26 protein-coding genes are annotated in these 25,732 nt (G+C 69.4%); 15 read left to right on the top strand and 11 right to left on the bottom strand.

Annotated elements, in window-relative coordinates:
- Nucleotides 1-115 precede the first annotated feature (115 nt).
- Nucleotides 116-592, bottom strand: coding sequence for a hemerythrin domain-containing protein (locus SYV04_RS16310; RefSeq protein ID WP_321546709.1), 477 nt, complete (start codon nucleotides 590-592; stop codon nucleotides 116-118).
- 185 nt (nucleotides 593-777) lie between these two features.
- Here SYV04_RS16310 and SYV04_RS16305 point away from each other — a divergent pair, with 185 nt between their 5' ends.
- On the top strand, nucleotides 778-1,050 hold the full coding sequence (locus SYV04_RS16305; RefSeq protein ID WP_321546708.1) for a hypothetical protein: 273 nt from the start codon (nucleotides 778-780) through the stop codon (nucleotides 1,048-1,050).
- Nucleotides 1,047-1,901, top strand: coding sequence for a sterol desaturase family protein (locus SYV04_RS16300; RefSeq protein WP_321546707.1), 855 nt, complete (start codon nucleotides 1,047-1,049; stop codon nucleotides 1,899-1,901). The genes SYV04_RS16305 and SYV04_RS16300 overlap by 4 nt, the downstream gene beginning before the upstream one ends.
- Here the strand turns inward: SYV04_RS16300 and SYV04_RS16295 are convergent.
- The 4 genes from SYV04_RS16295 to SYV04_RS16280 form a co-directional block, all read right to left on the bottom strand.
- The gene (locus SYV04_RS16295; RefSeq protein ID WP_321546706.1) at nucleotides 1,800-2,684 is read right to left on the bottom strand and encodes a GspE/PulE/PilB domain-containing protein; all 885 of its coding nucleotides are present in this window, start codon (nucleotides 2,682-2,684) and stop codon (nucleotides 1,800-1,802) included. The genes SYV04_RS16300 and SYV04_RS16295 overlap by 102 nt on opposite strands.
- Nucleotides 2,685-2,768: 84 nt before the next feature.
- Nucleotides 2,769-3,566 carry a class I SAM-dependent methyltransferase gene (locus SYV04_RS16290; protein ID WP_321546705.1) on the bottom strand — a complete coding sequence of 266 codons (798 nt, stop codon included), beginning with the start codon at nucleotides 3,564-3,566 and terminating at the stop codon, nucleotides 2,769-2,771.
- Nucleotides 3,503-3,703, bottom strand: coding sequence for a hypothetical protein (locus SYV04_RS16285; RefSeq protein ID WP_321546704.1), 201 nt, complete (start codon nucleotides 3,701-3,703; stop codon nucleotides 3,503-3,505). The genes SYV04_RS16290 and SYV04_RS16285 overlap by 64 nt, the downstream gene beginning before the upstream one ends.
- Before the next feature lie 14 nt (nucleotides 3,704-3,717).
- Nucleotides 3,718-5,157: a C39 family peptidase gene (locus SYV04_RS16280; protein ID WP_321546703.1), complete on the bottom strand. Its 1,440-nt coding sequence runs from the start codon at nucleotides 5,155-5,157 to the stop codon at nucleotides 3,718-3,720.
- 197 nt (nucleotides 5,158-5,354) lie between these two features.
- Between SYV04_RS16280 and SYV04_RS16275 the strand changes: the two genes are divergently transcribed.
- From SYV04_RS16275 to SYV04_RS16255, 5 genes are read left to right on the top strand one after another with little or no spacing between them, the layout of a single operon-like run.
- Nucleotides 5,355-6,314: an AAA family ATPase gene (locus tag SYV04_RS16275; protein WP_321546702.1), complete on the top strand. Its 960-nt coding sequence runs from the start codon at nucleotides 5,355-5,357 to the stop codon at nucleotides 6,312-6,314.
- Nucleotides 6,315-6,322: 8 nt separating this feature from the next.
- The gene (locus tag SYV04_RS16270) at nucleotides 6,323-7,195 is read left to right on the top strand and encodes a DUF58 domain-containing protein (RefSeq protein WP_321546701.1); all 873 of its coding nucleotides are present in this window, start codon (nucleotides 6,323-6,325) and stop codon (nucleotides 7,193-7,195) included.
- Nucleotides 7,183-7,710 (top strand): hypothetical protein, encoded by a 528-nt coding sequence (locus SYV04_RS16265; RefSeq protein ID WP_321546700.1) that lies wholly within the window; start codon nucleotides 7,183-7,185, stop codon nucleotides 7,708-7,710. Before SYV04_RS16270 ends, SYV04_RS16265 begins: the two co-directional genes overlap by 13 nt.
- Nucleotides 7,707-8,705: a vWA domain-containing protein gene (locus SYV04_RS16260; protein WP_321546699.1), complete on the top strand. Its 999-nt coding sequence runs from the start codon at nucleotides 7,707-7,709 to the stop codon at nucleotides 8,703-8,705. The genes SYV04_RS16265 and SYV04_RS16260 overlap by 4 nt, the downstream gene beginning before the upstream one ends.
- Nucleotides 8,702-10,690, top strand: coding sequence for a VWA domain-containing protein (locus SYV04_RS16255; RefSeq protein WP_321546698.1), 1,989 nt, complete (start codon nucleotides 8,702-8,704; stop codon nucleotides 10,688-10,690). Before SYV04_RS16260 ends, SYV04_RS16255 begins: the two co-directional genes overlap by 4 nt.
- An 11-nt stretch (nucleotides 10,691-10,701) precedes the next feature.
- Here SYV04_RS16255 and SYV04_RS16250 read toward each other — a convergent pair whose 3' ends face one another.
- Entirely contained in the window at nucleotides 10,702-10,998 is a 297-nt protein-coding gene (locus tag SYV04_RS16250) for a hypothetical protein (RefSeq protein WP_321546697.1), read from the bottom strand.
- A gap of 330 nt (nucleotides 10,999-11,328) precedes the next feature.
- Here SYV04_RS16250 and SYV04_RS16245 point away from each other — a divergent pair, with 330 nt between their 5' ends.
- The 3 genes from SYV04_RS16245 to SYV04_RS16235 all read left to right on the top strand — a co-directional run bounded on the left by SYV04_RS16245 (nucleotide 11,329) and on the right by SYV04_RS16235 (nucleotide 15,177).
- On the top strand, nucleotides 11,329-12,861 hold the full coding sequence (locus SYV04_RS16245) for an AgmX/PglI C-terminal domain-containing protein (RefSeq protein ID WP_321546696.1): 1,533 nt from the start codon (nucleotides 11,329-11,331) through the stop codon (nucleotides 12,859-12,861).
- A 106-nt stretch (nucleotides 12,862-12,967) separates the two neighbouring features.
- Nucleotides 12,968-13,666: a hypothetical protein gene (locus SYV04_RS16240; RefSeq protein WP_321546695.1), complete on the top strand. Its 699-nt coding sequence runs from the start codon at nucleotides 12,968-12,970 to the stop codon at nucleotides 13,664-13,666.
- The gene (locus SYV04_RS16235; protein WP_321546694.1) at nucleotides 13,663-15,177 is read left to right on the top strand and encodes a hypothetical protein; all 1,515 of its coding nucleotides are present in this window, start codon (nucleotides 13,663-13,665) and stop codon (nucleotides 15,175-15,177) included. Before SYV04_RS16240 ends, SYV04_RS16235 begins: the two co-directional genes overlap by 4 nt.
- Nucleotides 15,178-15,179: 2 nt before the next feature.
- On the opposite strand, the gene SYV04_RS16230 is transcribed toward SYV04_RS16235, so the two are convergent.
- The gene (locus SYV04_RS16230; RefSeq protein WP_321546693.1) at nucleotides 15,180-16,370 is read right to left on the bottom strand and encodes a cysteine desulfurase-like protein; all 1,191 of its coding nucleotides are present in this window, start codon (nucleotides 16,368-16,370) and stop codon (nucleotides 15,180-15,182) included.
- Nucleotides 16,371-16,386: 16 nt separating this feature from the next.
- Complete coding sequence (locus SYV04_RS16225; RefSeq protein ID WP_321546692.1) at nucleotides 16,387-16,785, bottom strand: nuclear transport factor 2 family protein; 399 nt, start codon at nucleotides 16,783-16,785, stop codon at nucleotides 16,387-16,389.
- Nucleotides 16,786-16,853: 68 nt separating this feature from the next.
- Here SYV04_RS16225 and SYV04_RS16220 point away from each other — a divergent pair, with 68 nt between their 5' ends.
- The 4 genes from SYV04_RS16220 to SYV04_RS16205 all read left to right on the top strand — a co-directional run bounded on the left by SYV04_RS16220 (nucleotide 16,854) and on the right by SYV04_RS16205 (nucleotide 22,629).
- Nucleotides 16,854-17,348, top strand: coding sequence for a MarR family winged helix-turn-helix transcriptional regulator (locus SYV04_RS16220; RefSeq protein ID WP_321546691.1), 495 nt, complete (start codon nucleotides 16,854-16,856; stop codon nucleotides 17,346-17,348).
- Between the two features lie 219 nt (nucleotides 17,349-17,567).
- Nucleotides 17,568-19,283: a hypothetical protein gene (locus tag SYV04_RS16215; protein WP_321546690.1), complete on the top strand. Its 1,716-nt coding sequence runs from the start codon at nucleotides 17,568-17,570 to the stop codon at nucleotides 19,281-19,283.
- A 112-nt stretch (nucleotides 19,284-19,395) separates the two neighbouring features.
- On the top strand, nucleotides 19,396-20,856 hold the full coding sequence (locus SYV04_RS16210; RefSeq protein WP_321546689.1) for a flavin-containing monooxygenase: 1,461 nt from the start codon (nucleotides 19,396-19,398) through the stop codon (nucleotides 20,854-20,856).
- Between the two features lie 54 nt (nucleotides 20,857-20,910).
- Nucleotides 20,911-22,629 carry a redoxin domain-containing protein gene (locus tag SYV04_RS16205; RefSeq protein ID WP_321546688.1) on the top strand — a complete coding sequence of 573 codons (1,719 nt, stop codon included), beginning with the start codon at nucleotides 20,911-20,913 and terminating at the stop codon, nucleotides 22,627-22,629.
- Nucleotides 22,630-22,640: 11 nt separating this feature from the next.
- On the opposite strand, the gene SYV04_RS16200 is transcribed toward SYV04_RS16205, so the two are convergent.
- Nucleotides 22,641-23,234: a hypothetical protein gene (locus SYV04_RS16200; RefSeq protein WP_321546687.1), complete on the bottom strand. Its 594-nt coding sequence runs from the start codon at nucleotides 23,232-23,234 to the stop codon at nucleotides 22,641-22,643.
- A 318-nt stretch (nucleotides 23,235-23,552) separates the two neighbouring features.
- On the opposite strand from SYV04_RS16200, the gene SYV04_RS16195 reads away from it, so the two are divergent.
- A complete protein-coding gene (locus SYV04_RS16195) occupies nucleotides 23,553-24,245 on the top strand; it encodes a hemerythrin domain-containing protein (RefSeq protein WP_321546686.1) in 693 nt (230 codons plus the stop codon).
- A 72-nt stretch (nucleotides 24,246-24,317) separates the two neighbouring features.
- Here SYV04_RS16195 and SYV04_RS16190 read toward each other — a convergent pair whose 3' ends face one another.
- Complete coding sequence (locus tag SYV04_RS16190) at nucleotides 24,318-24,674, bottom strand: hypothetical protein (protein ID WP_321546685.1); 357 nt, start codon at nucleotides 24,672-24,674, stop codon at nucleotides 24,318-24,320.
- A 419-nt stretch (nucleotides 24,675-25,093) separates the two neighbouring features.
- Nucleotides 25,094-25,732 (bottom strand): macro domain-containing protein, encoded by a 639-nt coding sequence (locus tag SYV04_RS16185; RefSeq protein ID WP_321546684.1) that lies wholly within the window; start codon nucleotides 25,730-25,732, stop codon nucleotides 25,094-25,096.

Below are 25,732 nucleotides of genomic sequence, written 5' to 3'. Positions count from 1 at the left end.
CCCTCGGTGAAAGGTGGAGCGCACCCAGGGCACTGGGAAGCAGGCAGGCACAGCCTGTCGAGGGCCCTCTCCCACGCTCCCTCCCCGGCGAGGGCTCTCGAAGCGGCGGCGCACGCTAGGGGGCCACGGTGCTGCCCTGGTTCTCCGCCATCTTGAGCAGTTCCTGCTGGGACAGCTCCTCCATCGTGCGCTGCATCTCCATTCCCACCGACATCAAGTCCTCCGTGGAGGCCACGCTCGAGACGCGCGGGAAGAGCGTGTTCTCCTCCTCCTTCACGTGCTCCTGCACCGAGCTCTGGAGCTTCTGGACGTTCTGCTCGATGCGCGGATCGTGGCGCTTGAGCTGGAGGATCTCCGCGATGAGCTGCTTGACCTGGGCATGCTCCTGCAGCGAGTGGTCCACCATGTCCTGGATGCCCATGCGGCGGGCGAAGGGATAGAAGTGCCGCTCCTCGATCTGCGCGTGGATGGTCAGCTTCTCCGAGATTTTACCCAGGAGCAGGATCTTCTCCTCCTCGCCACACTGGCGAATGCGTTCGAACAGCACATCCACTTCCTGGTGCTGCTGCTTCAGCAAGGCGAGCGCGTCCATGAGACCCGGCTCCTTTCCAACGTGAGGGTTCGCTCCAACGGTCGGCACGGGTGGGAGACGGCACAAGCGGCACACCCATACGATGGGTCGCGCGCCATCCGACCAGCCGAGGCGGGATGGCTCGGGGGCTTGATGACCAAGGGGAGGAGCGTGCGAGACTCGCCGCAATGGCCAGGAACTTGGGAATGGGCGTCCTCCGGGTAATCGCCGTCGTTGGCGGGGTGTGCATCCTCCTCATCGTCGTGCTGACGGCGGGCTCGACGTTGATGCCGGGCACGAAGGTCCGGAAGCTGTTCGGGGCGTCTCCGGATGCGCTCGCGGGCATTGAGGACTCGAAGAAGACGAGGACGCTGGCGCAGTTCCAGGCCCGGGAAGCGCTCGCCGCGGATGCGGGGACCGACGCGGGAACCCCCGCGCCCGTGGAGGCGAAGGCGTCCCCCGAGGAACAGGGGCGATGACGTTCCAGCAGCTCCTCACCGACGCGGCGCTCGCCTTCGTGGTGCTGGGCGTCGCGTTCTGGCCCTTGGAGCGAGCGTTCGCCGCGCGTGTCGGCCAGCGCCTGCTGCGCCCGGAGTGGGGCGTGGACTTCTCCTTCTTCCTCGGCCAGTACTTCGTGTGGGGGCCGCTCTCGGTCATCGCCATCATGGCCGCTCGGCCCTTCCTGCACCCGGAGGCCCTGGCGGGCTTGCGAGCGGTGGTGGCCCAGCAGCCCACGTGGCTGCAAGTCATCGAGGCGACGGTGCTGTGCGATCTCTGCGTGTACTGGTGGCACCGCCTCTGCCATCAGGTGGGCTGGCTCTGGCGCTTCCACGCCGTCCACCACTCGGTGGAGCACCTGGACTGGGTGGCCGCGCACCGCGAGCACCCGCTGGATGGCCTCACCACCCAGTTCGTGTGCAACCTCCCCGCGTTCGTGCTGGGCATCCCCCTGGGGCCACTGGCCATGGTGGCGGCGTTCCGGGGCATGTGGGCCATCTTCATCCACTCCAACGTGCGCATTCCCCTGGGGCCGCTGGGCTTCCTCCTCGGCGCGCCCGAGCTGCACCACTGGCACCACGCGCGCGTCGAGCAGACCCGGCACAACTTCGCCAACCTCGCTCCTTATATGGACTGGATCTTCGGCACCTACCACCGGCCGACGGGCGAGGAGCGGTGGGCGCTGGGGCTCCCCGAGTCGTTCCCTCGCGGCTACCTGGGGCAGCTCCTGCTACCCCTGCGCGCCCTCGTGATCCCCAGCAGAAAGGCCCACGGGAGTCCGCAGCCGGCTGGGGGCTTGCGGGCGCAGGCGGCGGATGGCGCGCAGCAGTAGCTCCTCGTCGAGCGGGTTGGCGAGGAACCCTCGCGCCCCGAGCTTCTGGGCTCGCTCGAAGCCCTCGTCCTCCGAGGCACCGTGGACGATCAGCGCCCCGGCCAGGCGGGCCTCTCCCATCAGCAGCCCCTCCATGGCCTGCATGGGGGCGAGCACGATGTCGGAGGCGCCGGTGTGGAGCACCTCCAGTGGGGTGGCCACCTTCGTCGTGTAGCCGTGGCGCGCGAGCAGCCGGGTGATCAGCACGGAGGTGACGGGCGGCCACCCATAGAGCAGCAGCGGCGCTTCCGGGGCAGGGGCGGGCTCGGGACTGGAGGCCTCTTCCTCCGTGTCGCTGATGCCGTACAGCGAGGCGAGCGCACGGGTCAGGGATGGATCCGCGGCGAGGTGGGGCTCGACCCGAGGCTTCCCGGAGACCGCGCGCACCGCGTCCAGCGCCTCGATCGAGGCCGGGGCGGGCAGGGCGACGTGGAGGATCTCCCGGTCCTTCTGTTCGATTCGGAGCGGGATGACCCGGTACTGGCGGGCGATCCGGCGCGGGACGAGCCGGGCGAGCTTGCGGTCCAGCGGCTCGCGTTCGAGATCGACGAAGGCGACGCCGAGCTGGGTCGAGAGGGCCTGGAGCACCTCCGCCTCGGTGCAGATGCCCTCCCGGACGAGCGCTCGGCCCAGGGGAACCCGGGCTTCGTGGTGGTGTACCAGTCCCAGCCGGAGCTGGGCGCGGTCGAGCGCTCCCATCTCCAGGAGGATCTCTCCAAGCATGCGCCGGGTGCCGAGCTCCATGGTTGAGTCCTAGATGGCCAGGGACTCTCCTCCTTGCGACGAGCGCCCCAGCCAGCCCTTGCCTGGTGGGTCGGTCAGCGGGCGTCAGGGCGAGGCGGGCTGATACTCGTGGACCCACACCGTCTCGATGCCCCAGGTGAAGAGCATCAGGTGGCGGGAGCGGCGGACGAAGCCCTCGGCCTCGATGGGCCGGGTCACCGTGACGATGCGCGTGCCGGGCCCGCAGGTGCGAAGGCGCTCGATCAGCCGGGCCTTCGTCTCGGGGCTCAGCGCCAGCCAGTTGGTGAAGACGTGGGTCGCGTCCCCGAGTTCCGTCTGGAGCATGTCGCCCACGGTCAGGGTGATGCCCACGGCTCGCAGTGGCGCCTCCACGCGCGTCACGTGATCCGCGATCAACTCCACGCCGCGAGTCTCGGCCCCCAGCCACCGGGCCGCGATGAGCACCCGGCCGCGTCCCGCGCCGAGATCCACCAGCCGGCTCCCAGGGCCCACTCCCGCCCGCTTGAAGACATAGAGGGCCGTCATCAGCGGCGTCTCGCCGTAGATGAGCTCGCGGAAGCGCTGGCCGGTGGTCTTCAGCGCCCGGATCACCTCGAAGCTGCGCCGGGCGCGGTAGGGCGTGTGCCGGACTTCCGCCCACCAGATGGCCAGATAGGGGCGCAGCAGTCGGGGGCGCCACAGCAGCAGCAGCAGATCGGTGAGGCGGATGACGATGCTGAAGACCAGCACCTGGAGCTGCAGGGCCAGGCGCTGGAAGAACGGGAGGTCGAACTCCTCCAGCTCGTCGTCGCGCTTCGCCTCCGGCGGGGGCGGCGGGCTCAGGCCTTGATGTCCGGCATGTTGATGGGACCCTGGCCACCAGGCCCCAGCGGGATCGCGCACGGATTGCACAGCCAGAACTTCACCTGCATCCCATTCTGGCCCTTACCCTCGTACGTGCTGCCCGGGAGCTGCGGGCTCTCGGGCTTCTTGCAGGACAGGCAGACCGTCTTGACCGGCAGGGGCGCGATGGTGGGCATGGTGGAGCGTCAGCTTAGCCGATGGCGAACTGGTAGCCACCGTTCGGGTTCTGGCTGATGGCGTACTGGAGCTGCTGCGGCGTGAGCGTCTTCACGTTCTGGTCGGCCGGGTCGCGGATGATGAAGTTGCCGTTCGCGTCCATGCCCGCCACCGTCACGTAGTGGCCGCTGGTCTTGCCGTCGTTCTGGTGCCCAGCGGTGGCGTAGTAGTCCAGGTTGGCCACCACCATCTTGCCCGACTTGAGCTGCTCGGCGATCCAGTTCACGTCGGCGCCCGGGCCCTTCATCTCACCCTGCTTGCCCATGGCCTGCGCCATGGCGAGGATGCCGTTGACGTTGGTGCCGTCGCCCGTGGTGCCGCCCGCGCGGCCCAGGTGGTTGATGAGCTGCGCGTCCGTCATGCCCTGGCCGTAGCCGAACGAGCGGGCGATCATCGCCATCGAGGTGGGGCCGCAGTTGGCGCTGCCGTTGGTGTAGCTGCCATCGTTGCCCGCGGGGCTGTACTGGCTGATGAAGGGCACCTCGCCCGCGGCCGACGTGCCGTTGTTGTTCACGCCCGTGGTCGGCGCCGTGCCGTTGACCGGGGTGTTCGAGCTGGGGTTGGAGCCCGGGTTGATGTTCGGCCGGGTGCTGGAGGGCGAAGTGCCAGGATCGAAGCTGTCACCGTTGGGCGTGGTGGCGCCCGGCAGCTTCAGCGTGTCCCCCGCCATGATCAGGTTGGGGTCGGTGATCTTCGGGTTGAGCTGCTGGATCTGCTTGATGATGTCCTGCACGTTGCCCTGCATGCCCTGGCCCTTGAGCTGGCTGGCGATGCCCCACAACGTGTCACCCGACTTGATCGAGTAGTCGCCCGCCGCCGTGGTGGTCGGCGCGGTGCTCGGCTGCGAGGACGGGGTGGAGGGCGTGCTGCCCGGCGTGCTGCTCGGCGTGGAAGAGGAGGGCGTCGTGCCCGGAGCGCCCGCGGCGTTGCCCAGGTAGCGCTTGAACTCCTCGGCGTTGGCCATGATGGTGGCCGAGTAGTTGCCGCCCGTGGTGGCCGCGTCCGGCGACTGGCCGTTGCGCTGCGCCCGCTGCACCCCGCCCACGCCCGCGTTGTACGCGGCCACGCCCGCGCGCAGGTCCCCGCCCAGCGCGTCGATGTTCTGCCGCAGCAGCCGCGCCGCGTAGTCCGTGGACTTCGCCACGTCGCGCCCATTGTTGCTCGTGGCCAGGAAGTCCTTGTGGTACCGGTCGTCGATCTGCCACGGGCCCTGGCCGTGCCCGTCGTAGCCGGTGATGTCCACCCGGCCGCCGGACTCCTGCTTCAGGATGCCGAAGAGCACCTCGGGGGGCAGGTTGTACTTCTGCGCCGCCTGCATGATCGCGTCGGTGAACTGGTTGTACGGCGCCGGGACGTTGGGCTGGCTCGACGTCTCCTGGGTACGGGCGACGGCCGCATTGTTCTGAACGCGCATGGGGGAGGCTCCAGCCCGCGAAGGGCTCACATTCTTTTCGAAATGGATTCTCGGAGCGGGCTTCCCAAAGTTGCCGCGAAAGTCCCACCTGTCCCCACTTTCGCCCCCAATGTGGAGGTCGAGCACAGCGGATTCTCGTGGATTTACCGAGGGTTGCAGCGTTGGGTTAGAGTCAGCGCCGGGAGGGTGGACACAGCATGAGCCGGGCGCAGCGCAGTGCGGAGGAGCTCCTCCGGGCGATCAGGGTCGGTCTGGTGGGGCAGGAGGATCTGGCGCGGGGGTTGTTGCTGGCGCTGCTGGCCAACGGCCACGTGTTGCTGGAAGGGGTGCCGGGGCTGGCGAAGACGCGCGCGGTGCGCCTGCTGGCCAGCGCCTGTCACGCGAGCTTCAAGCGCATCCAGTTCACTCCGGACTTGCTGCCCGCGGACATCGTCGGCACGCGCATCTACCGCCGGGACACCAGCGAGTTCGAGGTCCGCAAGGGGCCGGTGTTCGCGCAGATCGTCCTCGCCGATGAGATCAACCGCGCGGCGCCCAAGGTGCAGTCGGCGCTCCTGGAGGCGATGCAGGAGCGGCAGGTGACGCTGGGTGACGAGACGCACCCGCTGCCGCAGCCGTTCCTGGTGTTCGCCACCCAGAACCCCATCGAGCAGCAGGGCACCTACCCGCTGCCCGAGGCCCAGGTGGACCGCTTCCTGATGAAGCTCGTCATCCGGCACCCCTCGGTCGAGGAGGAGCGGCGCATCGTCCGCATGGTGATGGACGAGACGGACGTGCCGTCGATCCGGCCGGTGATCGAGGCGCGCGAGCTCCTCGAGCTCCAGGCGGAGGTGCGCCGCGTGTACGTGGACGACAAGCTCATCTCGTACGCCACGAACCTGGTGCAGGCGACGCGAGACCCCGCGCGCCATGAGCTGGCGCGCCACAAGACGCATATCTCGCTGGGGGCCTCGCCGCGTGCGTCCATCGCGCTGGTGCAGGTGGCGCGTGCCCTGGCGGTGCTCGAAGGCCGCGGCGCGGTGCTGCCCGAGGACGTGAAGCTCGTGGCGCCGGACGTGCTGCGGCACCGGGTGCTGCTCACCTACCACGCCGAGGCGGAAGGGGTGACCGCCGATCAGATCGTGAAGGACATCCTCGCCATCGTCCCGGTGAAGTGAGGCCCGCGGTGAGTGAGAGCGGACTGCTGGCCCAGGTGCGGGCCCTGGAGATCGTCGCCCGGCGCAACGTGTCCTCCCTGTACACCGGCAACTACCTCACCACGGTGCGCGGGTCGGGCATGGAGTTCAACGAAGCGCGCCACTACGTCCACGGCGATCCCGAGCGCCACATCGACTGGAACATGACGGCGCGGCTCGACGAGCCCTTCGTGCGCACCTACCTGGAGGAGCGCGAGCGCGAGGTCATCGTCGCCGTCGATGTGAGCGCCTCGATGCACACCGGCTGGCAGGAGCGCAGCAAGCTGGAGACGGCGATCGAGCTGGCCGCCACGATCGGGTTGTCCGCCATCGACGCTGGGGACCGCCTGGGCTTCCTCACCTTCCACGAGAGGGTGGTGGACTTCGCCCGTCCGCTCGGGGGCCGGCGCCAGCTCTACACGTTCCTGCGGGCGCTGGCGGACCAGCACGAGGTGACACCGCCTCGCACGCAGGCGTCCGATCCGCGCGCCGCCATCCACGCCATCCAGGCGCTCAAGGGGCGGCGCTTCGTGGTGTTCCTCGTCTCCGACTTCATCGACCACGACGTGCCGGATGACCTGCGCTTCGTCGGCCAGCGGCATGATGTCTCGCTGGCGCACGTGTACGATCCCTTCGAGTACGCGGGCACTGGGCCGGTGCGGCTGCTGGCGGCGGCGCCGGAGGGGTCTGCCCAGGCCCGCTCCACCGGGCTGGACAGCTCGGGCTCGCTGGAGCAGATGCAGCAGTTCCTCTCCGCGACGGCCGCTCGCTACGGGCTGACGGCGTTCTCCGTGTCGACCACTGCCCCCGTCGGCCGCGCCTTGTCGGACTTCTTCCACCGGAAGCAGCAATGGATCCGATAGTCCCCCTGCCAGAGCCGCTGATCGAGCCGCTGCCGATCTTCTCGCTGGGGCCGCCCATCGCCTGGTGGCAGCTCATCCTCGCGGCCCTGCTGGCGTGGGCGATCTCCCGCTGGCTGCGCAAGCAGCGTCCCGTTCCCGTGCAGGCCGCGCCGGTGCCGGCGTCTGCTCCCGCTGTCCGGCCCCTGATGCAGGCCACGGACTTCGCCTCGAAGCTCCTTTCGCTCGAGGGGCTCTTCCTCGACAACGGCAAGTATCGGGACGGGTGTCACGAGCTGTCCTCGGCGGTCCGTACCCACCTGGAGAAGCAGGTCGGCCAGGAGATCGAGGCGCTCACCGCCGTGGAGATGGACAAGGCCTTCCAGGATCCGCGCATCGGCCGGTTCGCCACGGAGCTGAGGGACGCGCAGTACGGCAGGGAGGAGCCCACCCGAGAGCTGTTCCGCAGGTTGTGCCGGGAGGCCCGGAGTCTCTTCGGCGCCGGGCAACGGCACGCGCTCCGCGGGAGGCTCCCGTGATCGCCTGGAAGCTGCCCTGGCTCCTGGTCCTGTTGGCCGCCGTGCCGGTATGGCTCGTGTGGCGAAGGCGGCAGTTGATGCGCGAGGCGGTGGTCTTCCCGCCGCTCCAGCTCCGAGAGGTGTCCTCGCGCACGATCGCGGGAGGGCGGGTGTTGCTCGCGCTCGAGGGGGCCATCCTCGGCATGGTGGTCGTGGCCCTCGCCGAGCCCATGGAGACCCACGAGGTGGAGCTCTTCGAGGAGGAGGGGATTGATCTCGCGCTGGTGCTGGACATCTCCGCCACCATGCAGGCGGCGGACTTTCCGCCCAACCGCCTGGAGGTGCTCAAGGAGCTTTCATCCGAGCTGGTCCGCCGCAGCGCCGGGGCGCGCGTCGGCGTCTATGCCTTCGCGGGCGTGAGCATGACGCAGGCGCCGCTCACCACCGACACCGTGGCGGTGATCGATCTCATCGACGCGCTCTCGTTCGAGTCCATCAATCACTATCGCGCCGGAGGCACCGCCGCCGGGGATGCCCTGCTGCTGGCCACCGACGAGCTGCTTCGGCTCCGTGTCCAGGGTCGGGATCAGGTGATCGTGTTGGTGACGGACGGAGAGAGCAACCAGGGTATCGAGCCGCAGCTGGCCGCCCGTCACCTCAAAGAGCAGGGCGTGCGCCTCTATGTGATCGGCATCGGCCAGGAGGTCCCGGTCAAGGTCTGGGCGAACGGCGTGCCCCTCAGCGGTGACAGGGGCAAGCAGCTCGAATCCAAGCTGGACGATGCCCAGCTTCGGCAGATCGCCGCTCAGGCCGAGGGCTCCTACTACCGCGCCGACAGCTCGGAGGTGCTCACCCGCATCTTCGAGCAGATCTCCCGCCTGGAGCACAAGCCCCTCCAGGCCCAGGACGTCGTCGTCGAGCGCTCACGCCGCGCGGAGGTCGCGTTCGTGCTCGCGGCGCTCCTGGCCCTGTGGTTCACGCTGGATGGCGTGTTGCTGCGGAGGCCCCTGCGATGATCGGCTTCGAGCATGCATGGGCCTTCGTCCTCGCGCTCCCCTGGACGCTGCTGGTGGTCGCGGTGTTCGGTCAGCAGCGGGAGGCGCTGGAGTGGCTCCGGGCGCGGATGGCCGAGAAGGCATTTGCCCGCATCACCGTGTACGCGCGCATCCGCCCGCGCTGGCACTTCCTGTGGCTGTGGGCGATGGGCGCTCTGCTCATCGCCGCCGCGACCGGGCCGTACACCGAGAGCCTGGGGCCGGTGAAGCGCGAGTCGCGGGACATCGTCCTGATCGTCGATGTCTCCTTGAGCATGCTCGCGCCGGATGTCCCCCCGGACCCGGTGACGGGAAAGAAGCACGACAACCGGTTGGAGGCGGCCAAGGCCTTCGGCGCGGAACTCATGGACGCGCTCCCGGACTCCCGCTTCGCGCTGCTGAGCTTCGCCGGCAATGCCTCCGTTCATTCTCCCATTACCGTGGATCGCCATGCCGTGCGGACGCAGCTCAAGGCCCTGCGCTCCTACCGCTCGACCCAGTTGACCGGCAGCGAGTTCGGACAGGCGCTCGGCACAGTGGTCCACCTCTGGCGGCACCGGGAGCACCCGCTGCAGGTGGTCCTCCTCAGCGACGGGGATGTGTCCTCCGAGCCCGAGCCTTTCGACGCTCAGCTCGACGCGCTCGAGAACCTCCAGATCCCCGTGCATACGGTGGTGTTCGGTGGCGACGAGGACATCTCCATGGAGGTCTATGACCCCGAGGATATCGCCGCGGAGACGGCGAAGCCGCGGGTCATGGCCTCCTTCAGCACCCGTCGCAACGAGGAGACTCTGAGCCGTATCTCCCAGCGTACCGACGGTGAGGCGCTGAGGTCCGACGAGTCCTGGGTGAAGGATCTGCTCCCGGCGGTGGAGTCGGTTCCCGCGCGTGCCGTGTCCTTGACCCATCCCTCGCGGAGGGACTGGAGCTGGCTGCTGGTGTCGCTGTTCGCGGGGCTGTTCATCGCCGAGTCCCGCGTGTTCCGGCGGAAGCTGCCCGTGGTGGCGGCGCTCCTGCTGTCGGTGCAGTGGATGGGCTGCTCGTCCGACGAGCTGTCCGCGCACCGGCTCAACGAAGAAGGCCGGGAGCGCTTCAAGGAGGAGGACTGGAAGGCGGCGGGCGCCGCGTTCGAGCAGAGCTCCGCGTTCCAGGTCCGGCCCTGGGTGCCCACCCACAACCTGGCCATGGCGCACGAGCGGCGGGGCCTCTACGCCGAGTCCCACCGCCTCATGGAGCAGGCCATCGTCATGGACCCCGACTTCGTGGAGGGGTTCTTCGGAGATGGCGCGGTGCTCTACCAATGGGGCCAGGCCGAGTTCCACCTGGAGAACTGCCGCGCGGAGCGCACGCGGGAGCTGTGGACGCGCTCGCGTGAGCGCTTTGCCCAGGCCGAGGCGCGGAGCGGCTCATGGGGAGACGTGGGAGCGCGCGCGGCGACCAATCGGAGCTTCCTCGAGCAGCGGCTGGAGTGGTTGAGCCAGGAGGAGGAGCGGTGCGCGAACACGCCGGATGCTGGCGCCGATGGCGGGGTTCCTGACGCGGGTGAGGATGGCGGCGTGGACGGTGGCGCTCCGGATGCGGGGGAGGACGGGGGAGCCGACGCGGGGAGTGATGGAGGCTCGGACGGTGGCGCCGACGGCGGAGGGGACGCGGGGAGTGATGGAGGCTCGGATGGGGGCCGTGACGCGGGCTCCGATGCGGGCGATGAGGAAGGCTCAGGGGAAGAGGAGCCGGGCGACGGGGGAGAGGGCGACGAGCCGGATGGGGGAGACCCGGAGGACGGTCCTGACGGGGGCGTTCCCTCTGGCGGACTGACGGAGGAGGAGCGCGCGCGCGTCGCGGCGGAGCTCGAGCGGGCGCGCAAGGCGAGCGACGAGAAGCTCGACTCCTGGCACCAGGTTCGAGGGAGTCAGCTCCGACTGGGAGAACGCAAGGACGGAGGCGGGGGGAACCCGGTCAAGTGGTGAGCGGAGGGGCCTCAGTGAGGCCCGCTGTCATCGGGCGGTGAGCCGAGGGTGCGCACCACCACGGCGCGGCACGCGGAGCAGATGACTCCAGCGCGCTCCCAATGCACCTGCTCCTCCCACTCGCGAGGGTCCTCTGGCCCGGCTTCCATCTGCCGGAGGAGCGAGGCGAGATCATCCGCCTTTCCGCTCCCCCTGGTGTCGAGCACGTCCTGCTCTCCCTGAAGGACGAGGGTGAAGCGGTAGTACGCCTCGCTCGGGGTGAGGTGGCGCCCGCAGGCGGCACATGTCTTGGGGGATGGACCGGCCACGAAGGGGGACAGTAGCCAATCCGCGCGTCGCGCGTCGCGCGCTCGTGGGACGACGGATGCGGAGGTGCTCCCCTGGAGACAAAGGGGGGAAGAACCTCCCGCCCCGCGGGATTTTTCCGCTGTGGAGCCGCGAAACGTGAGGACAGCGGCCACCTTCGCGTAGGGACTCTCCGTTGCCGCCCACGCGTCGAGTCGTAAGAGTCAGTGCGCCTGGACGAAAGGGGTTGTCCCATGGTCGGCACGCAGACGGACGGCAGTGGAAACCACGTAGTCCCGCGGGAAGGTGACTCCAGTGTTTCCGAGGGGGAGCGCTCCCCGGTGCTGGGAGGCATGTCGGAGGCGGAGCTCGACGCGGTCATCAGCCAGCTGCGCACCGACAAGAACCTCGTGGTTCCTCCAGCCCCCGTGGCGAGTACGCCGTGGGGGGCGATGACGGAGCGGCTGGTGCGCGGCACCACCGCCCCGCTAGGCCCGACCGAGCTCGCGGCGGCGCGAGAGGAGGCCGCGCGGCATGCGTGGTTCGTCGCGCTGGATGAGCAGGTCGTGGGGCCGCTCGGGTTCGCGGCGTTGCGCACGCATTGGGATGAGGGCGAGCTGGGGCCGGACTCGCTCTGTTGGCGGAAAGGCTTCGAGGACTGGCAGCCGATGTGCCGGGTGCCGGGGCTCAGTGAGCTGCTCGCGCCGAAGCCGCCCGACGCCGCGGTGTCGGCGACCGATCTGGTGCCCGGTGAGCACCTCGAGGATCTGGGCTTCGAGTTGAAGGGCGCGGAGGCCCTGCGCGAGCTGGGGGAGGCCACGCCTCCGCCGATCGGTCCCGAGCTGTCTTCGAGCCTGGCGCCCTTCCTGGACCCGGAGCCCGTGACGGTGCCCGCGGCTCTCTCGGCGCTGGAGTTGATGGCCCACCCCGTGATTCCGCCCGCGCCGGTGGAGGTGCGGATCCGCGGCGCCGTGTGGCTCGCGCTGGGAGGCGGCCTGGTGGGCGGTGTGCTCGTGGCTCTGTTCTTGTGGGGGCTGGGCCCTCGGAATGGCTGGGGGCCTTCGGTCCACTCGGGCCCGACGTTGGCGACCGCGCCTGTGTCGGCGACGGCCCGCGAGGAGGTGCTGCCGGCGGTGGAGGCTCCCAAGCCTGTCGCCGGGCTGCCCGTTTCGGGGCTGGGCACCGGCGCTGCTTTCGGCGGTGTCTCGGCTCCCCCGGTGACTTTCTGGAACCCGGACCTGGCGACCGCCGCGGGTGGCATCGCAGGGCCCGTGGGGACCAGCGCCTCGCTGCCGCTCCTGCCCAGCCCCGTGTCGGCGCCGCTGGAGACCGTGCCTGCTCCACGGCCCGCCGCCGTGACGTCGCGTCCCGAGGTGAAGACACCGCCCCTGCGGAAGCTGGCGAAGGTGGAGGTGGCGCTGGAGCCCGAGGCTCCGGCGGAGGTCGTCCGCGAGGCGCCTCCCGTGGAGGAGGAGAGCGTGGACGAGGAGCTGGGCCTGGACGAGGACTTCGAGCGTGAGCTCAGCGGGCCCCCGAGCCGCTCCAAGGGCGCGTCCGGGCGTACGGTCTGGATTCCTCCGGAGCCGACGCCCGCCGGTCCGGTCGCCTCGCTCGCTCAGTCCGATGTCTTCGCCGTGGTACTCGCGAACAAGGGGGACATCGCCTCGTGCGCCAGCGCGGGCAAGTCCCCGCAGGTGGAGGAGGGACAGCGCGTGGTGGTGCGGTGGACCATCGCCCCCAGCGGCAAGGTGACGGAGGTGGTGACCGAGAGCGCCGGGTTCAAGGGCACGCCCCTCGCGAGCTGCCTCGAGGGGAAGATTCGCGCGTGGACCTTCCCCAAGCACCGCGAGCAGGGCGGACCGGTTCGCTTCCCCTTCGTGTTCTGACGGTTGCGTTCGAGGGGGGCGCACGCTTGGATGCGGCGCCGTGATGTACCCAGCCCGTGTCCCTCTCCATCGTCTGGTTCTCCTCAGCCTTCTCCTGGGCGCAGCCGTGGCCCGCGCCCAGGAGCCTGTCCCTGAGGAGCCCTCGCCGCCCAAGGAGGAACTGCCCACCTCCTCGCTCACCGCGCTCTATCCCCTCTGGGAGAACACGGGCCATGTGTTGGGCCACCGGCGCCTGTTCCTGGGGAGCAGCAACGCGGAGCTGGGCCTGTTCGATCGGGTGCAGGTGGGAGTACACCCGCTGTTCTTCCTCTTCCGCACGCTCAACGTCCACGGGAAGGTGCGGCTGCATTCGAGCGAGCGGCTCTCGGTGGCGGCCCACGCGGAGCTGCTCGTCTTCCTGCCGGGAGCGAGCGAGGCCTTCGTCTCGAGCAACTACGTCTCCAACATCGACACCCGGGACGTGCTGCTCACGGTGGTGCCGGTGGGCGCGACGGCCTCGTACGCCGTCACCCCCTGGTTCTACCTGCACGGCACCGCCACGGTGGCGGGCATCTTCGATGATGGCCCCTACCGCAACCGCCTCGTGCCCGGAGTCACCATGGTGGCGGAGGTGCTCGCGCTCCAGCACCACTCCGTCTCCGCGCACCTGGGCGAGGTGGGGCTGTGGAGCCACGACTTCAGCGCCTTGGGCGTGTCCTATCGCTACAGGCGGAGCTGGTTCGAGGCGAAGCTGGGCTACTTCTATCGCTTCTTCAGGGACGGTCGGCAGGGCAGCCCGCTGATCGCCGTGGGGGCATACCTGTGAGGCGCCTGCTGCCCGTACTGGCCCTGTGGGTGCTCGCCGCGCCTGCCTGCGACTGGGAGCACTACGCGCTGATGAACAGCATCCCCGCGCGGGGAGACCCGTCGCGCAATCCCACGGTCCACGTGTACCTGGGGCTCGATGGGCTCTCGCACGGCGCGGTGGCACGGGCGCGAGAGCAGGGCGCCTTCGCCGACTGGAACCTGGCGCGGCTCATTCCGATGTTCCCCGCCACCAGCGACGCGAGCTGGTCGCGCATCTTCCACGCCGAGCGCTTCGCCGGGCTGGAGTACGGCCACTTCGATCCGATCAAGGACAAGGTCTACAACAAGTCCGTGGGCGGGCTGCTCGTACACCTCGTGCCGCCGCTGGAGGAGCTGCCCTTCACGGTGCCCACGTACGCGCAGGCGCCCGCCTACTACAAGGCGTTCGACTACCACGCGAGCGCCTACCTCGATGCGCTCTGGAGCTATGACCGCCCCGTCTATGGCTACTACCGCGGGCTGGACAACCTCTTCGTGGCGCTCGCCGGGCACAGCCAGACCCAGACCACCTTCAGCGCCTACCTGCTCGAGACGGACGTCGTCGGCCACCTGCGCTCGGAGGACGACGTGGTCGATTCGCTCGTCTCGCTGAACGCGCGCATCAACGCGTTCCGGCGCGAGCACCCCGAGCGCACCTTCGTGTTCACCCTCTTCGGGGACCACGGCATGGACGGCGTCCACAAGCCGCCCGAGAACGTGGTGGACTTCCGGGATCAGCTCGAGGCGGCGGGTGTGAAGGCGGTGGAGTCCTTCGAGGACGCGGACAAGGAGGAGGGGCCCGCGGCGGTGCCCATTCTCCACACCCGTGTCACCTATATCGCCATCCACGCGCGTCCCCGGTGGGTGACGGAGGTGGCGCGGCGGGCCTCCACGTGCCCCGCGGCGGACCTCGTCTTCGCGCGCGGCGAGGCGCCGGGGCCGGGCTACCCCGAGGGCCTCGTCTGGGTGAGCGCCTGGCGCGAGGGCAACCGCGTGGCGAGCTTCGGCTACGAGCTGGCCACGGACTCCTACTGGCTGCCCGCGGACGTGGACTGGGCCGCGCTCGATCTGCCCGTCTCCTTTGCTCCGGGAGCCAGCCATGGCGTGTTCAGCGACGAGGCCCTCTTCGCCCTCAGCGCCGAGCGCACCTACCCGGACTTCTTCTTCCGGGCGCGCACCGCCTTCGAGCCCATCAGCGTGCAGTTCCCTCCGGAGGTGGTGGTGTCGTTCCGTCACCCGTTCATGTCGGTGGGCTACGAGGCGCCCATCGGCAGCGCGAACGAGGTGGGCACGGCGGGCAGCCACGGCGCGATGGATCGCCTGGGCAGCGTGGGCGCCCTGGTCTCCGAGGAGCGCGCGCTGCCGTCCACGGTGCGCTCGGACAACCTGCTGGACCTCTTCCCGCGCCTCGTCGAGCACCTGGACAAGCGCGAGGTGAAGCGCATGGCCGGCGCGGATGGCGCGGAGCTCGACTACGCGTTGCTGCCCTGACGCTACGGCAGCGAGTCCAGCCCGGCGAAGAGCCGGTCCACATCCTCGGCGGTGTTGTAGTGCAGCAGCGAGGCGCGCACCGCCCCCTCGGGCATGAGCGACAGCGCCTGGGCGGCCAGGGTGGCGTAGTAGTGGCCCGCCGCCACGCCCACGCCCTGGTGGGCCAGGTGCTCGGCCACCGCGCGCGGCGGAGTCCCCGGCACGGTGAAGCAGAAGGTGGCCACCCGGCCCTGGGGCTCCAGCGGACCGTACAGCCGCACGCGCGGGTGGGCCCGGAGCCGCTCCAGGGTGGACTCCAGCAGCGGGCGCTCCAGGGACTCGATGCGGCGGAAGGCCTGCTCCAGCCCCGCGCGCCCGGATTGCCCGTCCCCCAGCACCTCGCGCACGTAGCGCAGCGTGCCCAGCCAGCCGGCGAGGCACTCGTGGTTGGCGGTGCCGGGCTCGAACTTCTGCGGGCTGTCGTCAGGTACGAACCACAGCTTGTCCGCCGGCAGCCGGGGCAGCAGCTCCCGGCGCACGTACAGGCAGCCCATGTGGGGACCGAAGACCTTATAAGGAGAGAACACGGCGAAGTCCGCGCCCCAGCCCTTCACGTCCGGCAGGTGGTGGGGGCTGGAATGCACCGCATCGACGATGATCCACGCCCCCACGCCGCGCGCCAGCTCCGCCGCGGCCGCCACGTCCGGCGTGGAGCCCACCGTGTTGGAGGCCGCCGTCACCGCCACCAGCCGCGTGCGCGAGGAGAGCAGGGGACGCAGGTCCGCCGGCTCCAGCCGCCCCTCGGGCCAGCGCGCTCGCCACAGCTTCACCGCCACGCCTTGCGCCTCCAGCGCGCGCCAGGGGCCGGCGTTGGATTCGTGCTCCAGCTCGGAGATGACGACCTCGTCCCCCGGCTGGAACAGGCGCGAGAAGGCGCGCCCCAGCTGGAACGTGAGGGCCGTCGCGCTGGTGCCCAGCATGACCTCCTCGGGCTGGCAGTGGAGGAAGTCAGCGGTGGCGGCGCGCGCCTGGGCCTTGATCTCCGTGGCCGCCCGCGAGGCCGGGTAGGGCTGGCCCACGTTGCAACTGCCCTGCGAGAGGAACTGGGTGATGGCCTCGATGGCGTGCGTGGGCACCTGCGCCCCGGCGGCGTTGTCGAGGTAGCTGAAGCCCGCGCGCAAGGCGGGGAAGTGCGCGGCGAAGGGGGAGCTCATGGCCCCCGGAGCATACCTAGAACGGCTCGTAGCAATCGTAGTTGTGCTGGGTGTGGATGCGGCCCTCACGGAAGGTGAGGAACACGCCGAACGCGGCGCGCAGCGTCGTGCCCGCCGTCAGCGGCCCGCGCCCGATCTTCAGTGTGCCGCTCCAGTCGAGCTCCAGGGCCACCGAATCCCCATCGGCCAGCGCGTGGCGCACGGTGAAGCGCTGCTCGCCCACCGCCTTCTGGCCTCGCTCCGAGGCCTCCAGCATTCCCCGCAGGTCGCTCGACACCCCCGAGGGGAAGAGCCGGTTGGGGTACTCCCGATAGGCCACCTCGGGGTGGAAGAACCGAGCCAGGGCTTCGCCGGTCGCTCCCTGCTCCAACTCCCGAAGGTAGGCCAGCGCGGTGTCCAGATGCGTCGAGGGCATGGGTGTCTCCTGTGTGGATGCACAACAATGGTTGCACAACCGTAGTTGTGCATGCAAGACCTTGGAGCATGCCCCGTCGCAAAGCCGCCGAGCCTGTGTCACTGGAGACCCTGGACCTTGGACACCTCGCCCTCTTCGTGGGGATGCGGGTCAACGAGCTGGTGCTCGAAGAGCTCCACGCCGCGGGCTTCGAGGGCCTGCGCTACGCACACGGCTTCGTCTTCCAGCACCTGCTCGGAGGCGCGAGGTCGATCAGCGAACTGGCGGCGCTGCTCGAGGTGACGCAGCAGGCCGCCTCGAAGACGGTGGCCGAACTCGAGAAGCGGGGCTTCGTGGAGCAGACGGCCTCGGACGACGCGCGCGTGCGCCGGGTGCAACTCTCGGAGCGAGGCCTGGCCGCCGTCGAGAAGAGTCGCGCGGCGCGCGCCGAGCTGCAGCAGCGCTTCGAGCAGCGCCATGGGCGGCGCGCCGTGGACGAGGCGCGGAAGCTGCTCTCGCTCGTGTTGGCCTCACTCGGAGGCACTGAGGCAGTTCGGACCCGCCGGGTCCGCGCGCCGCGCTGAAGAGGTGGGGAAGGGGATTGCAAATACAGACATGCTCCAACCCCTCATGCATAGAGTTTCCGGTAATTCCAGTTTCTGCCTTGTGATGGCTCTCATGGCTCAATAAAATGGGCTCGCTGTGATGGCTCTGTCCGGGATCCACCAGTCTCCCAGTAAAACCAGGGGTTTGCGGCTCCCAGTGGAGCCAAGGAGCGCGAAGTGAAAACAGAGGGAAGCAAGATGAGGAATCGCTGGCAGACCGCGGTGCTGGTGGCCAGTGTGCTGGGGGCGTGTGGGCCTGTCAGCGAGGACACGCTGGAGGCGGAAGTCGTGGGCACCGCGCAGCAGGAGGCGCTCACGGGCGTGACGCTGGGCCTGAACGCTGGCCCCATCTACGCGAACGTGCAGCAGCCGCTGAGCACCTACTCCGAGCAGATCTTCTGCGAGGCCTCCAACCTGGGCGCCAAGTGGATCCGCATCGAAGCGGACCGCTCCGACGTGGACGTGGAGAGCTACCAGCGCATCGTCCAGAAGGCGAAGTCCAAGAACATCAAGGTGCTCGTGGTGGTGCCGGCGCGCTACTGCGGCGCGGACACCGTGCAGGCGGAGATCGACACGTTCACGACCAGCTTCGTGAGCCACCTGAACGATCTGACCACCAACGTCTTCGTGGGCGCCGCCGCGGTGGATGGCTTCGAGATCGGCGACGAGGTGAACGTGCAGGACCAGGGCTGTGTGAGTGGGGTGAATCGCTACCCCGTGAGCCCCAACGCCTTCGCGTGGCTGCTGCGTCGCACGTGGGAGTGGAAGACCACCAACGCGCGCACGGAGCTCATCGTCAGCGGCGGTCTGCGCAACACGTACATCTCCAGTTCCGGCTCGGACACCGCGGCGACGTTCTACACGCCGTTCTTCAACTCGCTGGCGCTGAAGAACTACCCGGGCAACCGGCCGTTCGACTACTTCGGCATCCACCCGTACAACAACGCCAACATGGACTACACCTGTATCAACTCGGGGAGCTCCGTGTGCTTCGCCGGGTGGAAGTCCAACGTGACCAACGGGCTGAAGAACATCGCCACCCGGGTCAATACCGCCACGGGCACCACCGGCTCGAAGCTGTTCGCCACCGAGTTCGGCTTCCAGCTGGCCATCTGCACCAACAACAACTGCGTGCGCGACACCAACCAGATGACCGCGGCCATGCAGGCGGCGGGTGATGCGTTCGTGAACAGCGCCGTGACGCCCATTGCCCTCTGGAACAACTACCGCGACGACGCGAACGAGCACTTCGGCCTGCGCGATCAGTGGGACACGGCAGCCGGCCTGTACCCGGTCCGCACGACGCTGTGGAACAAGTTCCGCAACCTGGCCGGTGGCACCGGCAGCACCGTCCCCGAGGCGTGCTGGGTGCCGGGCGAGTACTTCAACGCGGGCTTCGAGTCGGGCGACACCCTGCGCACCACCCAGGCGGGTGACTGGGCCTATGGCTACTACAAGGGCGAGTGCGCCCCGGGCGAGCGCATGATGGGCCTGTCGCGGTCCACCGCCAACAACTGGTCGCGCGTGGGGCTCTGCTACAAGGATCCGCTGGACTCCAGCCGCTACCTCCACACGAGCTGCAACGCGGTGGCGGTCGATGTGTCGCCCTCGTCCTCCACGGACTGGGCCTACGGCAACTTCAAGGCCGAGTGCGGCGCGGGCAAGTACGTCGCCGCCTTCGCGCAGCTGCCGGAGACGCACGACCTGAGCTACGTGCTGTGCTGCCCGGCCACCGTGTCCGGCAACTCCTGCTCGTCGGTCGTCTTCGCTGGCGCGGACAACCGGGAGACGCTGGCGTCGGGTGACTGGGACTCTGGCGGCTTCAAGGGTGAGTGCGGCGTGGGTCGCTACGTGGCGGGCGTGAGCCGCACGGCCGCCGGCGATCCGCACGCGCTGCTCTGCTGCGCTCAGTAAGGACGTTCGCTGGAGCGGGGAGGGAGGCGCGCTGACGCCTCCCTCTCTGGGTTGCGGGGAAGGCGCCAGGAGGACGCTGCGGTAGGGCCTCCTGGCGCGTACACTGCCTCGGATGGCTCAGGAAGTGGACGTCGTCATCGTCGGCGCGGGCATCTCGGGGCTGGCGAGCGCGATCTATCTGAAGCAGGCGGGTATCGAGTCCTTCGTGCTCCTGGAGAAGGGGGGCGAGGTGGGCGGTACCTGGCGCGAGAACACCTATCCGGGCGCGGCGTGTGACGTGCCCTCGCACCTCTACTCGTTCTCGTTCGAGCCGAACCCCCACTGGAGTCACGCGTTCTCGCCGCAGGCCGAGATCCTCGAGTACCTGAAGCACTGCGCGCGCAAGTACGGGCTGTTGCCGCATCTGCGCTTCCACGCCCAGGTGAACGAGGCGGAGTTCGACGAGGCCCAGGGGAAGTGGACGGTGCGCACGCGGGACGGGCAGCGGTTCCGGGCCCGGGCGCTGGTGCTGGGCAATGGCGCGCTGCACCTGCCCGCGTTCCCCGAGATCGCCGGGCGTGAGCGCTTCCAGGGCACGGCGTTCCACTCCGCGCAGTGGCGGCACGACTACGATCTCACGGACAAGACCGTGGCGGTGATTGGCACGGGCGCGAGCGCGATCCAGTTCGTGCCCCAGGTGGCCGCCCGGGCGCGCAAGCTCTACCTCTTCCAGCGCAACCCGCCGTGGATCCTCCCCCGGCTCGACAAGGCCTTCAGCGAGGCGCGGCGCAGGCTCTTCTCGCGCGTGCCGGGGCTCGCCCGGCTCTATCGCTCCGCCCTCTACTGGAACCTCGAGTGGCACGCGGTGGCCTTCCTGCGGAAGACCTGGTTCACGCGGCTCATCGAGTGGGTCTCCCGGCGGCACCTGGAGGCGAGCGTTCCCGATGTGGCGCTGCGCGCCCGGCTCACGCCGCGCTATCGCCTGGGGTGCAAGCGCGTGCTCGTGTCGGATGACTACTACCCCGCGCTGAATCGCCCCAACGTGGAACTGGTCACCGAGGGCATCGAGTCGATCGGCCCTCGCGGGGTGCGCACGCGGGATGGTGTCGAGCACGAGGTGGACGCCATCGTGTACGGCACCGGCTTCGATGTGGCGCACTACCTGTCGCCGATCCGCATCGTGGGCCGGGAGGGCCGCGAGCTGAACGAGAGCTGGAACGGCACGCCCAGCACCTATCTGGGCATCACCGTGAGCGGGTTTCCCAACCTCTTCCTGCTGATGGGGCCGAACACCGGGCTCGGCCACAACTCGATGATCTTCATGATCGAGGCGCAGGCGCGCTATGCGGTCCAGTGCATCCAGGCGCTGCGGTCGCAGGATCTGCGCTGGCTCGATGTGCGGCCTGGCGTGCAGGCCGCGTTCACCGAGTCGCTGCGGGAGAAGATGCGCGAGACGGTGTGGCAGACGGGTGGGTGCAGGAGCTGGTACCAGACCCCCGAGGGCCACAACGTCACGCTCTGGCCCGGCTTCACCTTCGACTACTGGCTGCGCACCCGGCAGGTCCACTTGGGCGACTACACGGTCCGCCTCTGAGCGCGGGCCGTGTCAGGTGTTCGCGGTGTACGCGCGCTGCTACGCTCCGGGGACATGCTCCCGTCCGCCGGTGTGCTGGTTCTCGTGATGACCCTGGGCGCTCTCGCGGCGCCGCAAGAGGCCCAGCGGTTCGATCCGCCCGCGGGGCCCGGGGCCATGGCGCCGAACCTCGTGGCCTCCGGAGCGGAGGAGCTCCTGCTTATCTGGCTCGAGCCGGAGGAGTCTCCGGCCGGCAAGCCCCCTTCGCATCGGCTGCGCTTCGCGCGCTGGAAGGCGGGCGCCTGGGAGGAGGCGGTCACCATCACCCGGGGCGAGGCGCTCGTGGCGAACTGGGCGGATTTCCCCTCGGTGGCCCGGGGCGCGAATGGTGTGCTGGTGGCCCACTGGGCCGAGCGCTCCGGGAAGAGTCCCTACGCGTATGACGTCATCCTGGGCCGCTCCACCGATGGAGGGAAGAGCTGGCGGCGGCATGGGCCCGCGCATGACGACAAGACTCCCACCGAGCACGGCTTCGTCTCGCTGCTGGAAGAGCGCGCGGGCGTGCGCGCCTTCTGGCTCGATGGTCGGGACACGGCGGGCGCGGAAGGGCATGAGGGCCACGGCGCGGGAGCGATGACCCTCCGGACCGCCGTGCTCGGCAAGAGCCTGGGGGCAGGGGAGCGGCTCGACGGGCGGGTGTGCGACTGCTGTGGCACCTCCGCGGCGATGACCTCCGAGGGGCCGGTGGTGGTCTACCGGAACAGAGATGTGGAGGAGGTGCGGGACATCTACGTCATCCGCCGCGCGGGCAAGGGCTGGAGCCCGCCGCGTCCGGTGCATGCCGACGGTTGGAAGGTTCCCGGGTGCCCGGTCAACGGGCCCTCGGTGGTGGCGCGCGGGCGCAAGGTCGCGGTCGCCTGGTACACGTACGCCGAAGATCGGCCCCGCGTGCGCCTCGCTTTCTCGGAGGATGCGGGCGCCAGCTTCGGGGCTCCGCTCGAGGTGGATGGAGCGCGCGGAGGGCGTGTCCCGATCGGCCGCGTGGATGTGGCGCTCGACGAGGATGGAGCGGCGCTCGTGAGCTGGTTGGCCGCGGAGCGTGAGCAGGCCTCCCTCTTCGTCCGACGCGCCACGGCGGACGGGCGTATGGGCGACGCGCTGCACGTGGTGAAGACCCAGTCCGACCGACAGAGCGGCTTTCCGCGCATGGAGCGCTTGGGCGACTCGCTCTTCGTGGCGTGGACCGAGGTGGGTTCACCCAGCCACGTGCGTGTCGTGAGGCTTCCGGTGGCGGAGGTCCCTCCCGCCTCCTCGCCGGCCGAGACCGCGTCAGGGCCGGCCGGGTTCGTGGAGCCGCTCGCTCCCGGGCAGCCCGCGCCGGAGTTCGCCGCCGTGGACCTGGAGGGGACGAAGGTCTCGCTGGCGGGCGAGCGGGGGCGCGCCGTGCTGGTGAACCTCTGGGCCACGTGGTGCGAGCCTTGCCGCTTCGAGCTGCCGGAGCTCGCGGCGCTGCACCGGCGCCATGCGGAGGCGGGCCTGCGCGTCATCGGCGTGAGCGTGGATGCGCAGCGGACGCCCGCAGAGATCCGCGACTTCGTCCGCAAGCGCGAGCTGCCGTACGCGTTCTGGCACGACCCGAAGAACCAGTCCTCCCAGGCGTTCCGGGTGGAGATGCTCCCAGCGAGCTTCCTCTTCGACAGGAGCGGCACCCTCGTGTGGCGCCGGCTGGGCACGGTGGACGCCAAGGATCCCGAGCTGGAGGCCGCGATCCAGCGCGCCCTCGCGAAGCCCTGAGGACGAAGGCCTCAGGGTTTGGGGGTGGCGCTGACCTGGACAGGAACCGCGAGCTTCTGCCGGTCGACCTTCTTCAGTCGCTTCACCACCTCGCCCAGGGACGACGGAGGCGACTGGTTGAGGGTCTCGTGGACCTCCGGAGGCGCGAGCTCGAAGGCCTTGCCCTGTTTGCTCAGGTACACGCCGGCCTGGTTGAAGGCCTTGCCCGCGCGAGGCCCGACCACGGGCAGGTACCGGGTCAGGGTCAGCACGTCCTCGAACCCATCCTCGTTCACGTCCTGGAACTGGACGTTCTCGAAGCGGAGGACCGGCCACGCCTTGTCCGCCTTGGTGGAGGCCAGGGTGTGGGCGATCTGCCCGCCCTGGATCAGGTGGAGCTGGAGCGGGGGCGACACCTTGTAGTCCATGGCCGGCGCGAAGAGGCAGGTGCCGGCGCCCTTGAGGGCGACCTGGAAGGTCTTCTTGGGGACCAACTCGCGGCCCGTGAGCAGCTCCTTCACCTTGGCGAGGTCCCGGCTGGTGGGCTTGCGCTGCTTCGCGGGTTTGGCCTGGGCCGTTGCCCCCAGCAGGCAGAGACCGAGGAGCACTGGAACGAAAGCCTTCATGGGGAACCCCTCCTCAGGGCGGCCGATCATGCCATCAAGCAGGCCTCGGCCGACAGTATGGCGGCGTGTGCCCAGAGTGAATCCATCAATGACGTCGCGTGGACAACCCGGCGAGGGGACGAGCCTCCTGTCGGGGATCTGCTGGAGCGTGACTTCAGGGCCACTGTAGAGGTGGATCATCAACGCATTGGAGCGCCCTTGTCTGGCTGCTCTCCAGGCAGCCGGGGAGCAAGCGCGGCGCGCTCCGAGCGTGAGACGCGGGGCGTCCCCACCATTCCACACCAGTGATTCACACGAGAGGAGAGGGGATTGCGAGCCATGGATGCCATCGCGCTCTTGAAGGCGGACCACAAGACGGTGGAGACGCTCTTCCGAAAGTTCGAACAGGCGGGCCCCAACGCGAAGAAGCTCAAGCGCCGGTTGGTGGACCAGATCGTGCGTGAGCTGGCCGTACACGCGGCCATCGAGGAGCAGGTCTTCTACCCGGCGGTGCGCGCCAAGGATGCGAAGCTGGGGGATCAGGTGCTCGAGGCGCTCGAGGAGCACCACGTGGCCAAGTGGCTGCTGAAGGAGCTGGAGAACCTGCCTCCGGAGGCCGAGCGCTTCAACGCCAAGGTGAAGGTGCTGATGGAGAACATCCGCACCCACGTCGCGGAGGAGGAGGGCGAGCTCTTCCCTCGCGTGCGCAAGGCCTTCAGCCCGAGCGAGCTCAAGGAGATGGCGCAGGCGCTGACAATGGCCCGGAAGGTCGCGCCCACGCGGCCGCACCCGCGCGCCCCGGATACACCGCCGGGCAACGTGGCCGCGGGCGCCCTCTCCGCTGTGCTCGACATGGGCAAGGACGCGGTCCGCAGCGTGCGCCGCGGACTGGAGGGCCTGGCGCCCGAGCCGGCCTCGCTCGCCGGCAAGGCCGTTCGCAAGATGCGCCGTCAGAAGCTCAAGCGCCCCACGCCCAAGCCGGGCAATGGGGCCGTGCATGGCATGGGCGTCGAGGCCTCTCAGCTCATGTGAGCCGATGCGCCCCAAGTGGGTGGGGCGCCCGAGCCGTGCAGGGACGCCTCGCGAATGCGAGGCGTCTCTGGCTCAGCGCTTCTTGGACGTCTTTCGCGCGGAGGCCTTCTTGGCCACCCGCTTCACGACCGTCTTCGCCGCCGTGGCCATGCGCTCCACCGTCTTGCCACCGCGCGTGGGCGCCTTGGTGGAGGCACCCCGGCTTGGGGCCTCCTTCTTCGCGGTCGCCTTGGCCTGGCGCTTCGCGCGCAGGCGCACCAGCGTCTCGGAGTGATCCTGGCCGTAGTGCAGGCCCTCTTGTGACTCCGTGTGCGGGGCTGCCTCTCCCTTCTTGGCGGTGGCGGCCTTGAGCGCGTCCGATGGGGTGGCACGCTCCCTGGGCTCACGTTTAGGGACCTGGAAGTGATCGTAGCTGTATCCGCGCGGCATGAGTCCTCCCGTGGCTCAAAGCTAAGGAGCGTCCTCATGGGTGGGAATGGCCCCCCTGTTCACCTGCTGGGTCCCACCGCCATGGCTACCCTCCACAGAACGCGTGGCGCGGAGGGTTCCGGATGGAACGGCGTGGGCTCCAGCTCTGGGTGCTCTTGTTGTGCTGGCTGCCAGGCTCGGCCGCGCTTGCCTGCCCGGGGAGCTAGAAAGGGCGCGAGCTGCGCGTGCGAAGGTGCATGCACCCACAACAAGCATGATTTGAGTCGACGGGCCAAAGGCCTCCGGGAACTCCCGGAGAGCCCAGGGCGCCACGTCGAGGATTGCTCTCGGTGACGTCCACGTGCAGCCGACTTCGGATCGCAGCTCGCTGAGGATGAAACAGGGCGACGGCGTTTTCTTCTTCCCCGTGCGGCCCCTTCCTATTTTCGCAGCTCCCAGTCCTCTTCGGCGGCAGTTCGCAGCGAGTAGGGGATGAAGGGCTTGCCCACGACGGTCCGCACCCAGGCCTCCCGCATCTGGCGTGCGCAGCGATTGGGCGGCATGCGCCCGACGGCGGTGCCGAGCCCGGGACACAACACGGTGCGAATGGGCGCTGCCTTCGTGCGGTTGTGCGCCAGCACCGCCAGCAGGGCTGCCCTCATGGCGAGGTAGGCGTTCACCGTCTCGCTGACATCCGTGGGCACGCGCATGGTGGGCGCGCTGATGCACCACGGAATATCCCGGTGTCCCGTGGGGACGATCACCGCCTGCCCCACCGGTAGCTCGCCCCCATGCTGCTCGGCGAGCAGCGCTCGCAGCCGCTCCTGCACCTGGGGACCGAGCTGATAGGTGTAGACCGCGTCGATGCCGCCATCCATGAAGCCAAAGCTGTTGGCGGGGCTCACCACCGCGTCAGCGCGCACGTCGATGGGATCGCTCGCGCTGATCGTCCCGGGGCGCTCGGAGAAGATGTCACCGTGAGAGATGGTGACCCCCGGGAAGTTGGCGAACTCCCGCCGCCAGGCCTCGACCATCGCCTGGCTGAGGTCTCGGAGGTGAAGCTGGAGGGGAGCGGACAT

This window comes from Hyalangium ruber, from assembly GCF_034259325.1.
Classification (GTDB): Bacteria; Myxococcota; Myxococcia; order Myxococcales; family Myxococcaceae; genus Hyalangium_A; species Hyalangium_A rubrum.
This window is presented reverse-complemented; position numbering and strand designations above follow the sequence as displayed.

What these genes read in the sequence shown, in the direction of transcription:
- SYV04_RS16185 (WP_321546684.1), bottom strand. Translation starts at nt 25,732, where the DNA reads ATGTCCGCTCCCCTCCAGCTTCACCTCCGAGACCTCAGCCAGGCGATG.
- SYV04_RS16275 (WP_321546702.1), top strand. Translation starts at nt 5,355, where the DNA reads ATGAGCCGGGCGCAGCGCAGTGCGGAGGAGCTCCTCCGGGCGATCAGG.
- SYV04_RS16195 (WP_321546686.1), top strand. Translation starts at nt 23,553, where the DNA reads ATGGATGCCATCGCGCTCTTGAAGGCGGACCACAAGACGGTGGAGACG.
- SYV04_RS16305 (WP_321546708.1), top strand. Translation starts at nt 778, where the DNA reads ATGGGCGTCCTCCGGGTAATCGCCGTCGTTGGCGGGGTGTGCATCCTC.
- SYV04_RS16190 (WP_321546685.1), bottom strand. Translation starts at nt 24,674, where the DNA reads ATGCCGCGCGGATACAGCTACGATCACTTCCAGGTCCCTAAACGTGAG.
- SYV04_RS16215 (WP_321546690.1), top strand. Translation starts at nt 17,568, where the DNA reads ATGAGGAATCGCTGGCAGACCGCGGTGCTGGTGGCCAGTGTGCTGGGG.
- SYV04_RS16295 (WP_321546706.1), bottom strand. Translation starts at nt 2,684, where the DNA reads ATGGAGCTCGGCACCCGGCGCATGCTTGGAGAGATCCTCCTGGAGATG.
- SYV04_RS16255 (WP_321546698.1), top strand. Translation starts at nt 8,702, where the DNA reads ATGATCGGCTTCGAGCATGCATGGGCCTTCGTCCTCGCGCTCCCCTGG.
- SYV04_RS16285 (WP_321546704.1), bottom strand. Translation starts at nt 3,703, where the DNA reads ATGCCCACCATCGCGCCCCTGCCGGTCAAGACGGTCTGCCTGTCCTGC.
- SYV04_RS16230 (WP_321546693.1), bottom strand. Translation starts at nt 16,370, where the DNA reads ATGAGCTCCCCCTTCGCCGCGCACTTCCCCGCCTTGCGCGCGGGCTTC.
- SYV04_RS16310 (WP_321546709.1), bottom strand. Translation starts at nt 592, where the DNA reads ATGGACGCGCTCGCCTTGCTGAAGCAGCAGCACCAGGAAGTGGATGTG.
- SYV04_RS16265 (WP_321546700.1), top strand. Translation starts at nt 7,183, where the DNA reads ATGGATCCGATAGTCCCCCTGCCAGAGCCGCTGATCGAGCCGCTGCCG.
- SYV04_RS16245 (WP_321546696.1), top strand. Translation starts at nt 11,329, where the DNA reads ATGTCGGAGGCGGAGCTCGACGCGGTCATCAGCCAGCTGCGCACCGAC.
- SYV04_RS16280 (WP_321546703.1), bottom strand. Translation starts at nt 5,157, where the DNA reads ATGCGCGTTCAGAACAATGCGGCCGTCGCCCGTACCCAGGAGACGTCG.
- SYV04_RS16300 (WP_321546707.1), top strand. Translation starts at nt 1,047, where the DNA reads ATGACGTTCCAGCAGCTCCTCACCGACGCGGCGCTCGCCTTCGTGGTG.
- SYV04_RS16200 (WP_321546687.1), bottom strand. Translation starts at nt 23,234, where the DNA reads ATGAAGGCTTTCGTTCCAGTGCTCCTCGGTCTCTGCCTGCTGGGGGCA.
- SYV04_RS16225 (WP_321546692.1), bottom strand. Translation starts at nt 16,785, where the DNA reads ATGCCCTCGACGCATCTGGACACCGCGCTGGCCTACCTTCGGGAGTTG.
- SYV04_RS16205 (WP_321546688.1), top strand. Translation starts at nt 20,911, where the DNA reads ATGCTCCCGTCCGCCGGTGTGCTGGTTCTCGTGATGACCCTGGGCGCT.
- SYV04_RS16220 (WP_321546691.1), top strand. Translation starts at nt 16,854, where the DNA reads ATGCCCCGTCGCAAAGCCGCCGAGCCTGTGTCACTGGAGACCCTGGAC.
- SYV04_RS16210 (WP_321546689.1), top strand. Translation starts at nt 19,396, where the DNA reads ATGGCTCAGGAAGTGGACGTCGTCATCGTCGGCGCGGGCATCTCGGGG.